Raw genomic sequence first — 14,291 nt, 5'->3', positions numbered from 1 at the left:
CAAACCCATGGGCACGGGGCAGATTGCGATGACGCCAGGGAACGAACTGAGAGCAGCATTCTCGCACTGCAAGGGAGCGCTGTTCTGTGTCGGCGCCTTTTCGGCTGTGGTCAATATTCTCGGCCTGACCGGGTCGCTCTACATGCTGCAGGTCTACGACCGCGTGATGCCATCGCGGAGCATCCCGACACTGGTCGGCATGACCATCGTCATGGTCTGGCTCTACGCGGCTTATGGCCTGCTCGATTTCGTCCGTCTCCGTCTTCTGGTAAGAATAGGCAACACACTCGATCACAGGCTTCGCCGGCAGGCCTTCGAGGCATCGCTGCTTTTGCCCCTCAGGACCGGGCACGATGGAGCGCGCGTCCAGCCGGTCCGCGATCTCGACCAGATACGCTCGTTCGTGTCGGGAACCGGACCCACGGCCTTCTTCGATATGCCGTGGATTCCCGTATACATCGCGTTCATCTTCATGCTGCATCCATGGCTCGGCGTCCTTGCCACTGCTGGGGCGACGGTGATCGTTCTGCTCACGCTGGTTGCCGAAGCGTTGGGCAGGGCACCGGGCCGGAGGGCGACAGAATCGGTCATCGCACGCTCGACCTTCTCGGACGCAGGCCGCCGCAATGCCGAAATCATACGGGCGATGGGCCTTTCGGGTCGGTTCGCGACGTTCTGGAGCCATCAAAGCTCCCGCTTTCTCGCAGACCAGCGGCGGCTTTCCGACCTTGTCGGCTTCACCAGCGCCATGTCGCGGACGCTCAGAATGATGCTTCAATCGCTCATGCTGGGTCTGGGGGCCTATCTTGTAATTGCAGGAGAAGCGACATCGGGGGTGATCATTGCCTCTTCGATCATGCTGGGACGGTCGCTGGCGCCCGTGGATGTCGCCATCGCGAACTGGCGCGGCTTCATTTCAGCCCGCCAGAGCTACGGCCAGCTCTCGAGGACCCTCAAGGGCTTCTCCGACCACGGCCAGCCCATGGCACTGCCGCGCCCCCACAATGTGCTTTCGGTGGACAGCCTGGCCGTAGCCGCGCCTGGCCATCAGAAACCTCTCATCCAGAACGTGACGTTCGTTCTCCGCGCGGGCGCTGCCCTTGGCGTGATTGGGCCGAGCGCATCGGGCAAATCCACGTTGGTCCGTGCATTGGTCGGAGCGTGGCCATCGCTGCGCGGAACCGTGCGTCTCGACCATGCGGCCCTTGACCAATGGGATCGCGAGGCACTCGGGCGCGACATCGGCTATCTCCCCCAGGACATTGAACTGTTCGACGGGACGGTTGCCGAAAACATCAGCCGTTTCGACGGAAATGCCTCGCCGAAGGACATCCTGGCGGCGGCGCAGGCTGCCGGGGTGGACAAGATGATCCTCCTGCTGCCGGAAGGGTTCCAGACCTTGGTCGGCGAGCGCGGCACCGCCCTCTCAGCGGGGCAGCGGCAGCTCATCGGACTGGCGCGGGCGCTGTATGGTGAGCCTTTCCTTGTCGTGCTCGATGAGCCCAATTCCAACCTCGATTCCGATGGCGACGACTCGCTGGCGATCGCGATCCACGGAGTACGCCAGCGGGGAGGGATCGTCATCGTCGTCGCACACCGCCCCTCGGCCCTGTCAAACGTCGACCAGCTCATGGTCATGGCGGCCGGGGCGGTCAAGGCTTTCGGCCCCAAGGAAGGCGTGCTCGCCGCTGTCACAAACGCCGCCGCAGCCCAGCATCCCAAAGAGCCACCTGCCAAACGCCGTGATTCCACGGTCATTCCGTTGTATGCGCCGAGCGAGCGCCATGTCTGAGGAATGCGTGCCGAAAGAATCCAGAAGTGGAGGTCTTCCGTGTCCGAATTGATCTCGCCCTTCAGGCTTCCGGGTTCCAACTCGGTGTGCGCTCCCGAGAAATCCGGCGAAGGCATCCGGGCAAACATCCTGCTGGGACTGACAGTCTCCGTTGTGCTTGTCGGCGGCGTTGGTGCCTGGGCTGCAACGACCTCGCTGGCCGGGGCCGTGATCGCATCGGGCACCGTGGTCGTCGAAAGCAGCGCCAAAAAGGTGCAGCACCAGACCGGAGGCATCGTGGGAGCCATCAACGTTCACGAAGGCGACCGCGTGGCAGCTGGCGACGTGATTGTGCGGATCGACGAGACCCTGACGCGCGCGAACCTCCAGATCCTCGCCCAGCAGTACGACCGCACGATCGCCCGCCAGGCGCGGCTGCAGGCCGAACGGCTGGGACTACTATCTATCGAGTTTCCGGAAAGCCTCGTGGAACGGATGGCGGAGCCTGATGTCGAACTCCTGATTGCCGGGGAGAAAGCGCTCTTCGAAAGCCGGACCAAAGCTGCTGCCGGACTGAAATCGCAGATGGAGGCTCGGTCCGGACAACTGGCAAGGCAGATCGAGGGTCTGGCGGCGCAGCGGAAGTCCATGGATGAATCGGCGGCCCTAGTCGAAAGGGACTACAACAGCCTGAAAACGCTCTACGACAAGAAGCTGGTGTCGCTGGAAAGGGTGAGCCAGCTCCAGCTCGAACTATCGCGGCTGCGCGGCGAGTCCGGTCGCTTGGCGGCTGCCATAGCCGAAACCGAGGGCAAAATCAGCGAAACCAGGCTGCAAGCACTTCAGGTCGACGAGGACATGCGCAAGGACGTTAACGAGGAACTGCGTGAACTCGACGGCAAGGAGGTCGAACTCGTCGAGCGCAAGGCCGTGGCGAAGGACCAGCTTGCGCGGACCGAAATCCGGGCTCCCCAGTCAGGACTTGTCCAAGAGCTTGCCGTCCATACCGTCGGTGGCGTAATCAGTCCCGGAGAGACCATTATGCTGATCGTACCCGAACTGGACAGGCTCGTAGTCGATGCTATGGTCGCGCCAGCCAGCATCGATGACATCGAGCCCGGACAGCCTGTTTCAATACGCTTCTCCGCGTTCGACGCAAACACGACCCCGGAATGCAAGGGCACCTTGCAGAGAGTCTCAGCCGACCTGATAAAAGACCCGCAGCGGCAGATTTCGTATTTCGTGGCGAGGACGACGCTCGACGACCAGAAGTCATGCCTGCGTGGCAGCAGGCGGCTCCAGCCAGGCATGCCTGCGGAGGTCCACATCCAGACTGGCGAACGCAACGTTTGGTCCTACGTGATGAAGCCGTTGTCGGACCAGATTCACAGGGCGTTCCGGGAGTAGAGGTCTCAGAGAAAGCTAATGTAGTCGACCGTGAACAATCCGAGCCCTAAGCGGCGACCGGCTTCGGCCGGATTTGAAGCAGGGCAATCAAGAGCGACAAAAACCCCTTCAGCCACCTGAGCAGGAGGGAGAAGTTGTAGCCGGCGGCGGCCAGGATGGCGTTGAGGGTGTCGCCCTGCTGGCCGGCGAGGTAGTTGCGGCCCATTCTGTGTTCGCTCTTGATGTGGCCGATGACGGGCTCGACCGCCGACCGCCGTCGCATCTGGCGCTTGATGGCTGGGGTGACGCGGCGTTTCTGGCCCGCGGTGAAGACCCTGAGCTTGTGGCTCTGCGGTGCGTTGTGGCCGCGATAGCCGGCGTCGGCGAGGATGCGGCCGATCTCGTTGCCGATGGTCTTTTCCATGTCGGGGATGACGCTTGCCAGCGTGTGGCCGTCATAGGGATTGCCGGGCAGTGCTTTTGCATGCAGGGCGAACTGGCCGCCCCTGGAGCGCTTCAGCGTGGTGGCCACCGACACCTTCACCCCGAACTCGTAGGGCGCATGCGCCTTGCCCTTGCCGATGCATTCCACCTCGTGTGCGTGCAGGCTGTAGATCTTGCGGCCGCGCTGGCGCTGGCGTTGCTCGAGAACGGTGGCGGCCTGGTAGAGCGGCCATTTGAACAGCGCGTCCAGCCCCTGATCGCCGGCGATCTGGCGACCAATGTCGCGAATGGTCCGGCCGAGATAGGTCTTGAGCTTGCGTAGCGCCTTGTTGGCCCGCTTGAACTGCTTGGCGTGGGCATAGCGCTGGTGGCTGATCAGCGCCAGCTTGCCGACCCGCACATAACTCTGGCGCAAATGGAGACCCGTCCTCTTGGCCAGCCGCACCAGCCGTTCGCGTGCCCGATGGATGAGCTTGGCGTCGGTCGGGAACATGACGTTCTTCGGCTGCACGGTGGTGTCGACGATCACCTGGCGCGTGTCGGCCGGTTTCATCGCCCCGGTCTTGACCGCGAGGCTGAGGCTCTCCTGCAACAGCACCATAATCCGCTCCTCGCCCATACGGCTGCGCCAACGCGTCATCGAGGAGCGGTCGAACGGCAGCGTATGGCAAAAGAACGTCTCGCCGGTGAGATACTGGAAATAAGGGTTCTCCACCCAGCGCTCGCACAGCACCTCATCCGACAGGTTGAAGGTGTGCTTGAGGATCGCCAGCCCCGCCATCAGCCGGGTCGGCAGCGGCGGCATGCCGGGGCCGTCCGAATAGACGGCGCCGAAACGCTCCTCCAGCACCGGCCAGTCGATCGCCTGCGCCAGCCGCACCAGCTCGTGCTTCATGTTGATGATTTGGTCGAGCCGGGAGCGGAACAGGTCCTGCTCTCCCGTCTCGCGCTTCTCGCGTGGCCTGGACATTCGCTGTCCCCTCGATTCGCCGCCGCCGAACCGAGTGAATCACGCTCCGCGCCACAAGGGAATCGCAAAACCGAATTGCAGGAAAACAGCGTCCAAATACCGCTAATCCTGCAATTCCAAAGCCGCTATCCGCCTCAATCAACAGGCCAGATCAATGGCTTGCGGATAGTTCACGGCCGACAATGTAGTCGGTCGTAAACTGCCGCGAATCCAACTTGACTGGCTTTGCACCACTAGATCGCGAACGACTGCGGGACCTTGCAATTTCTCGTATGGGATTGGTACTCTCCTCTGCTCTACAACGCTTCATTGAGAAAGCTCGCGAACTGGGATGCCGGATTCGCCATCAGACAGGCTGGAGGTCAGCGCCGGTGGCGGTTTATCCAAGCCCTTCGCAACCTAAATCGCACCGCGAAGCTGTCTAGTCTAGGTGGTCTCGTCCAGTTAGCTTAACCTCGTGTCCGAAAAACCGGCAGCAGGCCAATCCGATAAAGCTCGATAAGAAGCGCTTCACCGATTACGCGGCAACCCTGCGCGCGCTCGCGGATGGCGTGACCGCCTTCCGGAGATCAAGACGAGTCGTAGCGCAGGATCAGAATACTCCGTCTTCTTGGTCGATTGGTCTGATCCCGTTTGTGGTGGGATTCCAGTATGCCATCGACCAATCTTGGCCAGTCTGCTGAACTTGGTCGTGTGGTACCATACCCAAGGCTCCTCGACCCGTTTCATAACTGTAGACGAGCATCTCGGAACCACCGAAAGGAAGCATTTGTGGACCAATCAAGGTTCGTTCCAAGAGAGCACCATTCTGCATCACGGACACGACGCTTCCCGGCGCGTATACCAGCAATTCCCCGTCGGGGGCCGTAAGCGTGTGCTCTGGACTGGGCGTCCCCAGTTGCAAGTCCAACGCCCAAGCGCGAAGTTTTTTCGTAAGCGCCAGCGGTAAAGCCGCCGCGTCGCCAGCCAACTCGGCCGCATTGTGCAACTTCATCAGATACTCTGGAAACTCACTATAGAGGGGTTCGGTTAGCCTCAGCCCGCCGTATATACTGTCGTAAATTACGATCGTGTCGGTCGCGCGGCTCAAGGCGCCATTCTGATAGATTGCGATGTGCGTCGCAGCATGATCGATGTCATTCTGAGATACGCTGCGCTCGCGTTTTAGGAGGTCGGCAAGGGCGGTCGCCACAAGCATCCGGTTTGTTGCCTGGACCGTGCCGCTGCCGGCAAACCAGTTTTCGGAGATTTTCAATACCACGCCCGTGGTGCGGAACTCGCGCTGTTTACGAGACATCTTGGGGTTGCTTTGCCGCAAGTCCCGATAGGCGAAGGTATTAGAGCCCACACGATAGCCCTCGACGGACTCGTTGACTTGTAGGAACGCTTCGGCAAGTATTCCGCTCGCACTGCTCTGAATTCGTCCTCCAACGATCTCTTCCGGGCCTAAACCCACGTTGAGGGTCTTCCGCAACATCGGCTTCGTTGGTGGAGCCTTCTTGGATTCTTCGACACGGATTGAGCGATCGAAAGTGGTGCGCCACTCAATCACTCGTAGCGGTTGGCGATAGTGCAGATACGTGGCTCCTGGATAGGCCTCGCGGATCGCCTGGTTCAAGGCGATGTTGCCGACGTCATCCTCACCGCCTTTGGTTTTTATAACGTAATTTGGCTCGCCAACCTGCCGTAAGGGGTAATTCTGGTGTGGGTTGTCAGCTCCTAACTGAGCCATGAAATCAAACTCGCGCGGCCGCCTAGCGCCAGGTTTTGCGAGATCGAACACACCGCCAAAGCTATCGGGCCACGATACGCCAGGTGGCGGCTCTTTCTGGTCGCTTCCGAGACCTTCACATTCATCCATCAAGCAACGTGCTTGTGCAAATTGGATAAACCTGTTGGCAAGATACAAGTGGGAAGGCTCAACTGAGCCTGCGTAATAGCCAGAAAAGCTGGAGCCAAAGCGCGTGAATGCGTGCCTTGGCGCTATTACGGCGAACAAGCCCTGTGACGCACGTCCCACGCGTCCAATTCTTTGACGAAACGCCTTTTTTGACTGCGGGACGCCGACGTTAAGGCCCAGAAGGAAACTGGAGATGTCGATTCCCAGTTCCAGGGCTGGAGTCGATATGACACCTCTCAGCGATCCGGCCCGCAGACGCCGCTCGATGGATTGGCGATCTTTGGCTTCGTAGCCGCTCCGATAGGGCAGTACGTCGTCTTCATCAATATCCCTGGCTACCCGTTCGACGCCTTGGCGAGAGTCATGAAAGGCTATGAAAGTGCCATCGGTTGATCTGACCACGAGCCGCGAACACAGATCGACGAGCATAGCCTCGGCGGCGGCGCCGCTATCTGGCCCCTCGATATGCAACAACCTCCGCCCATGGCTGGGTGATCCGTCATCCTCTTCCCCCACGACCGCAAATGGCCATCCAGTGAGGTTTTCGAGATGTTCGGCAGGATCTGAAATCGTAGCTGTGGCCCCGATGATTTGAAGTTTTCTGCTAACGTTCCGGTCCCGGCACGCGCGTCGACGCGCAGCAAGGATTCTCCGAAGGAGGTAGGCTACGTTGCTGCCGAAAACCGATTCGTAGGTATGTGCTTCGTCTAAGATCAAGAAGCGAAGGCTACAGAGCATTTCGCGAACCATGGGCGTGGCGACCTGACGCATGAGCCACGCCTGAATGATGTCGGGAGTTGCCAGGATTACCCTGGCTTTACGAACTGCGGCGGCCCGGTCTTCAAAGTCCACTTGACCGTGAAGCTCAGCAACCGTTTCTCTCGGTAGGCCCAGATCATCTGCGAACCGCCGCCAGCGCTGCGCCTGATCGGCCAACAACGCCTTCAGCGGATAGAGAACGAGCGCGGTGCCCGAACCCGCCAATAATTCCTGTGCGACCGCCAACTGAAAAATGAGGGATTTACCCGAAGCAGTGCCGGTTGCAACCACGATGTTCTCGCCGTTTTCGAGCAATTGCAAAGCCATGCCCTGGTGACGCCAAATTGCGCCATCCGGCGCCACTCCATTGCGAAGCCAGGGGCTGAGCGGACCATTGATGTAAGTGCTTGGAATGGGACCGCGCCGTTCGAGCACCGGGGGGCTCATCAGTTCCTCGACGATCGTCACATCTCCGGCCGACAACATAGCGTCAAACGCTTCGAGAAGGCTCGTCATGCTTGTGGCGTCCATCCCCGGGGTTTACTTGCTTGCGAGGCCCGCGAGGGACCAATGGCGTGCCCTTTGGCCGCTCGCTCCATGCGTCGACCTTCATCCCTCAAGTCTTGGAGGGTTTCACTCAAGGCACGAAGTTGGCTGGTATCCAGTCGAAGAACTACGACCGTGCCAGCCCAGGAAGCGGGGTGAAGTCGCTTTTGGGCGCCCCTAATGTCGAGTACAACGTCGCCGCTCATCAATTGGAAAATACCGCCGAGCCGACAGAGGCCTTCAGTCATAAACAGACCGTAGCCGCTATTGGCCCAATCATCATCGTGTCGCGATTTTCGCCACGCCTTCGACGACATCCCAGGTTGGATAGCTGTGGTTAAAGCGTCCGCATCACTTTCAATTGAGAGATTGGAATTCTGCCGGAGGGACGATGCCAAGCCAATACCTTGATCCGACACGACCATTTCGACCTCCTGCCGGCTTGGCCAGTACTGGGCTGCGAAAGTGTAGCTGTGCGCTTCGCTATGTTCTACGACGTTGCGGATGATCTCCCGAATTGCATAGGCTAACGTGTCTTGTAGGGCGCCGCTGTCAGTACAGGTCAGCACTGCCGCCAACCGTTCCGCCTCAGCATGAATATGTTCGCCGACTGGGACCATTTTCTCCGCGGCAGCGCAACGGACCTCGGCGGTGAAACGTTCGGTCAGCGGCACATAGGTTTCACTTCCTAACGCGGCACCAAGAGGTGATCCGAAGTTGAGGCCGAGATAGCCGAAAAACCCCATGTGCCCAGCGTAGCCCAGGTGCCTGTAGTTGAGCGCGCGGCGCTTTATCTTCGGATGATCAATCTTCAGCTGGCGCAAGGATCCACCGATGATCGCTAGCCATGCCGGCGAGGTGAATCTTACCTCGCCGAAATCTAGCTGAATCTCTTCGCTCGCTTGAATGCTTCGCAGTTCTCGCGCGAATAGCGCCATGTGTGCGACATCAGTCGCACCCGGAACCTCAACTATCATTTCCCCTCCCAAGCCTAGCCCGAAATCTGAAGTGATGGCTCGCCTAGCTCGAACTCTACACTGGCACGGAAGGATTGATCAAACTGAGTATCGGTTTGCTGCACTCGTCCCAACCCCTTGTTTTGGGCAGTGAGCAGACAGCCACGACAACGCAAAATGGTTTGCCAAGCGTCAAGGCGCCCGGACACCTGTTTCCGGGGGTCAAGCAAAGTGTGTTGTCGCCGACATGAGGCGCGTTGCTGCGATTCGCGCTCTCGCTTTCCGGCCAAACGCGCCGGATCTTCGCCGCACGGACGTTCACCTCCATACACGACGCCGGCGATCGTGTTTCCGCTGGCCGGTAGCGTTTGTCTCATCATATGCGATGGCCGCACGGCAACATTTAGGATCTACGAAGCAAGGCGAGAAGCAGGAAGGAGAACATGACGTGGGCAATCGTTAGGTTTTAGGCTCCCTATCGCCGATGTTCAAAAAAAAGTTAGAATACCATTTAGAAAGTCGGAACCAAGGTTGGAAACGAGCTCAACTTTTCCATCCTTCGCAGTCGTAATCCCGAATATACTTTTAGGCTTTTTCCATCGTGTGAGCATTTATAAAGGGAGCAAGGGTTCTTCCTTGCCCCCTCTCTGGAACCACTCAGCCTTGCGAGGGTGTTCGTGTGCAGGAAGCTGTGCGGTGAGTCCTTCGGATGCGGACGAGTGACTTACGAACGTACCGGTGAGCAGCGTGACGAGATCTATGCTGTATTCGTTGATATCCGGCAGGACGCTGGCGTCCTCGTTGACACGAAGCAGGTTTGTAGAGCAGTGAGTAGGTCAGTTTCATAGCCCAGCTGACCTCTCGGATCGAGGTTCTACAGGGGTAAGCAGCTCGTTGCGCTCCGTCCTGACGTTCACCGAAACGACGTGCTGGCCGCGAACTTTCCCGGCGATGCTTCGGCTCAAAGGGTGCACAGATCGGCCGGTTGGCGGAACAATCGTTGGCCTCCGGTTTTGTCTTCACCCAGGGCTTGACCATAAGGCGATTGGTCGATTGCTTGCTGAAGATCAGGTACCGAAAATGGATCCACGGCCGGCCGGCGGCGGAACCCGGGTCAAAGAATTGGTAACGTGCAAGGATTCTCACGGTGAAAATTGCTCCTTTGGTTCATAGGTGATCGTCGCTGGTTGCGCTCCGCGTTTGAGCGATCCACGAGCCAAAGAAAGAGATATGGATCAGCTTCTCATCAGGTCGCATCCTTCCAGGCGAGACCATCGTGCTTCTTCTCGAATGCGTCGGAGAACGTGGCATCGAACCAGAACGCAGCAGGTCACTGGGCGGTGCTGCCGCCCGGAGTTACTCCAATCTCGTAACGGCATTGGTCGTCCTGACAAAGATCGACGAAGACGAGGGCGGATTCGATTAGGCTTTAGGAGTAGTTTCGGTGGATGGATATTCCGGTTGGGCTCAGTTCGGCTGAGAATTGAAGTTAACTTCTACCGACTGTGCATCTCATTGAAGGCGCCGAGCTGATGGTACGGCTCGCCGCTGTGAGGCCTCATCGTTGATGACCAACACAGAGGCAGGCCGGATACGCTATGCCTTCCTGAACCAAGAGGGTGAACGCCTAGGACTATGCCTCAATCGCAGCAACCTCCCTTGGAGTGCGCCCCTGGGGGTGGACAGGGTCGGCTTGAGGAATTGACCAGGCTTGTCGGGTTTCGAAAAGAGAACCCATGGCAAGATATCGCACTCACAGCATCGAGTTTAAGCGTCAGGTCGCGCAGGAATATCTGTCAGGCGAGACGCTTCACGGATTGGCGAAACGACACGACGTCACCCGCAACCTGATCCGCGTCTGGGTGCGCAAATATGAGGAAAGCGTCTTCGATGACGATGCGCAGGTGGCCGACCTTATCCAGGAATACGAGGCCCGGATTGCTGCCCTTGAGCGGCTCGTCGGCAAGCAGACTCTGGAACTGGAGTTTCTAAAGGGGGCTCTGAAAAGCGCACCGCCGCCGAGAAGAGGGACTACATCCGTCGTCACCGGCCCCGGGGCATCTCCATCGCCGAAGGATTCCGATCGCGGCTCGCAATATGCCGCCGAGATCTACCGGCAGCTTCTTGCCGATCAAGGTCTGGTCGGCTCGATGGGCCGCAGAGGCAACCCCTACGACAACGCCAAGGCCGAAAGCTTCATGAAGACGCTAAAGGTCGAAGCCGTCTACCCGATGGCTTTCGAAACCTTCGACGACGTCATTGAACACCTTCCCCGCTTCATCAATGACGTCTACAACAACCGCAGGCTCCATTCAGCGCTCGGCTATCTGAGCCCGCAGCAGTTCGAGGATCAACACATCCGGCAGACTGGCAAAACAGCAGCCTGATTACTGTCCACCCCCAGGGGCGCACTCCACCTAGCGGTCCAACTTGGCACCTGTGCGACGCTCACAGACGAAGGTCCGGACCGGGCCGAAGGTGTCCGATTTAATCGAGCGCATACAATCCTCGGCGGATCTCTCGACGCTGGACTATCTTTGAAAAATAGCGTCCGAAGGGGGCCATCTACCCCTGCCGTGTGTCCTAAAAATTGGCGGCAATGCCATGCCGATGTGTCTCGTTTGTTTTGGTGGTCCACGGTCTCGCCGAAAGGATGGCTCGACGCGAGTAACGAACACCATAACTGTAGCCGTGATCGTGCCTCCATTGGTTTGTGGTCATCTTGATCCAAGATGCCCAAAGGCGCGAAGCGCCGGAACCATGGAGAAGAACCGAACCCTGGAACCAGGAAGAAGACGGGGGGGAGGGTGTGATCGTGTGGCCGGAGACACCCGGGGGGGTAGTTTGAACCAGGGGGTAGCCCCCGGTGTGAATACTGCTATAGGACGTAATTATCAAAAAATCCGTACTGCAAAAATATTATAATATTTTCCCCATAACCCGAAGCGGTAATCCACATAATGATTATCTAGATAATGCTGCGGGATAATGCCTGATAATGGAACCAGAAGGAAGGAACCAGGCGGCTCCTAAGCGAACCAGGTGAGCCGAAGCATCCCGAGCGAGCGAGCATGACGCAGGGAGCGAAGCGACCGTAGTCAGCGCAGCGAGCGAAGGGTAATGCGGGAGGCGAATCCTGGTGAGCGTTATATAGATAATATAATTATATAATATAATCTGGATTATGAACCAGATAATAAAGATAATCATTATCTAGATAATGCTGCGGGATAATGCCTGATAATGGAACCAGAAGGAAGGAACCAGGGGGCTCCTAAGCGAACCAGGTGAGCCGAAGCATCCCGAAGGGAGTGAGCGCAGCGAACCAAGGGAGGTAGTGCGTGAGGCGAACCCTGGTGAGCATTATCAAGATAATATTATTAGATAATGAACTAGAAAATATATAGCAGAAAATCCATATAATGATTTTCTAATCACTGTGGTATTGTTAACTAGATAATATTAACTTTGTAATGATTGAGTGGGCTTTAGCCCAAGAGCTGGGTGAATCCCTTGGGATTTACCAATAGCTTCGCCCGTCCGTCGTTTCCCTATCCTTATTCTTCTTCTAAGGGGAACGGCAGCTGTGGGTCGACTCAGGTGATGGGTACATGGTAGGAAAAGAATCCTAGTTCGTCAAATCGCCTTGGTTTCCAAGGGCTCCAGAAGAGACGTGTCTATCAATAATGGATGGTAGGGCGAAGCCAGAAGCCCACGGCGACGTCGATCTCATGCCAGTCGAGCTCGTGTGAGACGGTAAGAAGAGTCGTGGCATTAGTCTCCAGCTTGGTCGGCTTGCCGTCCTTGTCCATCATTAGGGTGACGGGAGGGTGAAGACCTCTCCGGCGTCGGTTGGGAACTCGTCCGCATTGCACAATCGGCGAATAGCAGGCGAGGTTGCGATGCTCTGAGTCTCAATGCCGAAGGAAGCCATCTCAGTTTCAACAGGATCTGGTTCAGTTCCTGTGGTGGCTCGCCGTCTGCGCGCTGAATGGCCGTTCACCGCTAGGCCGGCGCTGTATTATCTCAAAAATCAGAGAGGAAAAATCAGATAATATTATTCCAATAATACCATGGGAAAAAGGACGTTGATTATATCAAACCGCAGACCATGAGCGAGGGCATCCCTGTGCATCGGTGGTGAAGTTGGTCGCCGCGGAATTGAGAAGCCAGGGTACGCCCGAACTGTCAGGTACATGGTTGGGGTCCCCCTGGATCGAGGGTGCAAATCCCAGCAGATCGATTTCCTTCCTTGGTTCCCTGCTCTGATCTATCTGATCGACAACTCGCCTCGAATGCGGCATCGCCGCCATTGGCTCCGCCGCTCCCGATGGTCCAGCCTTCATTGGCCAAGGTAGGGGCCGATGTGCTGCATCATGTTGAGGATGCGACTAGGCGCCTCTCTGGATCCACGACGTTGGCCATTGTCTTGCTCTTAGTCGAATAATAATCCTGAACGCCCGAAGGGCGCAGTGTGAGCCAGGAAGCACAATGGAGGTTTTCACATGGGGGTAGATCAACTGACGGGGGCAGCCTCAGTGCCAAATAGGGGCTCTAAGACTGAGCATGAAAAATCTCATACGGCAGATTAATAATATTATATTATCCAAATAATGGATCCAGATAATGAGAAGGTATTACCTACTAAATCGCCATAGAAATAGCGCATGGATTTTGATATAAGTTAATATCAAATTATGAAGCGATATATTCTCATAATATCTAAGATGATTATCTCATTGTGAAAGTTCTCATTCAGAGCGGTGAAATCTCTTAGGGGAGTTTACAGTAGCTTCGCCCGTCCGCACTTGGCGCTGTGCACAGCTTTGGTCTCAGTCCCTGGTTCAGCATGGCTTCTGGAGGAAAAGAATCCAGCTACCCTAAGACGATCCCTCAAAGAAATGGACGCAAAGTGAAACCCGACTGAATTATCTCGGCTCTTAGAAGCGAGATCTAGGTCAGGGGAGTGGAATGGCTATTTGACATCGAGCCACTCATCTATCGGCAGCGGAAGGCTGTCAAAAAAAACTCCTGGGCGCGCAGATAGCGGCCAGGTCGATCTTGAAATCCTCCAAGGCCCCGATACGTGCGCTCATTGGTTCATCGAAACGAAAAGGCCGCAGCCATGGGGGCCGATTAACTTGATTACCTTCCTTGATAATCACATGAGCGATTAACGGTGTTCCAGCTAAGATTACGAAGAAAATAGAATCGAGATTATCAAAAAATAGATCCCTGGTAACCAGCCCCTCGGCGGCCGCAGCCTTGGTCTTGACGACCTCTTCAGCGGTACCCAAAACGTCGGTCTTCTCGTTGCAGGTAGCGTCAGCCTCGACGGCTACGGTGGTTTGCTCGTCCTTGGTTCGCGGGAGCAGGCATGGCCGCCGGCTCCGGCATTTCTTGGGCCGCACGTCGAGTTGGACGCCTAGAAGTTCAACAATGCCGATCGCTTTCTTCTTGGTTCCAATAATGTATTTGGGAAAATCGATCGGGTTTCCAAGATAATCATTATCTCGAATATCCCGCCGAAAACCATCGATCACGAGCTGATCCATGATG

General features: G+C 57.2%; 7 protein-coding genes. 3 read left to right on the top strand and 4 right to left on the bottom strand.

Going from position 1 to position 14,291, the window contains the following annotated elements; genetic code table 11:
* Nucleotides 1-28 precede the first annotated feature (28 nt).
* Both RPF88_RS12825 and RPF88_RS12820 read left to right on the top strand, forming a co-directional pair.
* Nucleotides 29-1,792: a type I secretion system permease/ATPase gene (locus tag RPF88_RS12825; protein WP_337122525.1), complete on the top strand. Its 1,764-nt coding sequence runs from the start codon at nucleotides 29-31 to the stop codon at nucleotides 1,790-1,792.
* A gap of 39 nt (nucleotides 1,793-1,831) precedes the next feature.
* Nucleotides 1,832-3,178 carry an HlyD family type I secretion periplasmic adaptor subunit gene (locus RPF88_RS12820; RefSeq protein WP_337122524.1) on the top strand — a complete coding sequence of 449 codons (1,347 nt, stop codon included), beginning with the start codon at nucleotides 1,832-1,834 and terminating at the stop codon, nucleotides 3,176-3,178.
* Between the two features lie 46 nt (nucleotides 3,179-3,224).
* Here the strand turns inward: RPF88_RS12820 and RPF88_RS12815 are convergent, their stop codons facing one another.
* The 3 genes from RPF88_RS12815 to RPF88_RS12805 form a co-directional block, all read right to left on the bottom strand.
* On the bottom strand, nucleotides 3,225-4,571 hold the full coding sequence (locus RPF88_RS12815) for an IS5 family transposase (protein ID WP_063169227.1): 1,347 nt from the start codon (nucleotides 4,569-4,571) through the stop codon (nucleotides 3,225-3,227).
* Between the two features lie 592 nt (nucleotides 4,572-5,163).
* The gene (locus RPF88_RS12810; protein ID WP_337122523.1) at nucleotides 5,164-7,746 is read right to left on the bottom strand and encodes a DEAD/DEAH box helicase; all 2,583 of its coding nucleotides are present in this window, start codon (nucleotides 7,744-7,746) and stop codon (nucleotides 5,164-5,166) included.
* Nucleotides 7,743-8,753 (bottom strand): ATP-binding protein, encoded by a 1,011-nt coding sequence (locus RPF88_RS12805; RefSeq protein ID WP_337122522.1) that lies wholly within the window; start codon nucleotides 8,751-8,753, stop codon nucleotides 7,743-7,745. The genes RPF88_RS12810 and RPF88_RS12805 overlap by 4 nt, the downstream gene beginning before the upstream one ends.
* A gap of 1,715 nt (nucleotides 8,754-10,468) precedes the next feature.
* Between RPF88_RS12805 and RPF88_RS12800 the strand changes: the two genes are divergently transcribed.
* Nucleotides 10,469-11,119, top strand: a complete 651-nt coding sequence (locus RPF88_RS12800) for an integrase core domain-containing protein (protein WP_337122521.1) — start codon at nucleotides 10,469-10,471, stop codon at nucleotides 11,117-11,119.
* A 2,631-nt stretch (nucleotides 11,120-13,750) separates the two neighbouring features.
* Here RPF88_RS12800 and RPF88_RS12795 read toward each other — a convergent pair.
* A complete protein-coding gene (locus RPF88_RS12795; protein ID WP_337122520.1) occupies nucleotides 13,751-14,287 on the bottom strand; it encodes a hypothetical protein in 537 nt (178 codons plus the stop codon).
* Nucleotides 14,288-14,291: the final 4 nt, after the last annotated feature.

This window comes from Mesorhizobium sp. ISC11 (genome assembly GCF_037162595.1).
Classification (GTDB): domain Bacteria; phylum Pseudomonadota; class Alphaproteobacteria; order Rhizobiales; family Rhizobiaceae; genus Mesorhizobium; species Mesorhizobium ciceri.
The sequence above is the reverse complement of the archived record's forward strand: the minus strand, read 5'-3'. Positions and strand labels throughout refer to the sequence as shown.

What these genes read in the sequence shown, in the direction of transcription:
- RPF88_RS12825 (WP_337122525.1), top strand. Translation starts at nt 29, where the DNA reads ATGACGCCAGGGAACGAACTGAGAGCAGCATTCTCGCACTGCAAGGGA.
- RPF88_RS12815 (WP_063169227.1), bottom strand. Translation starts at nt 4,571, where the DNA reads ATGTCCAGGCCACGCGAGAAGCGCGAGACGGGAGAGCAGGACCTGTTC.
- RPF88_RS12810 (WP_337122523.1), bottom strand. Translation starts at nt 7,746, where the DNA reads ATGACGAGCCTTCTCGAAGCGTTTGACGCTATGTTGTCGGCCGGAGAT.
- RPF88_RS12805 (WP_337122522.1), bottom strand. Translation starts at nt 8,753, where the DNA reads ATGATAGTTGAGGTTCCGGGTGCGACTGATGTCGCACACATGGCGCTA.
- RPF88_RS12800 (WP_337122521.1), top strand. Translation starts at nt 10,469, where the DNA reads ATGGCAAGATATCGCACTCACAGCATCGAGTTTAAGCGTCAGGTCGCG.
- RPF88_RS12795 (WP_337122520.1), bottom strand. Translation starts at nt 14,287, where the DNA reads ATGGATCAGCTCGTGATCGATGGTTTTCGGCGGGATATTCGAGATAAT.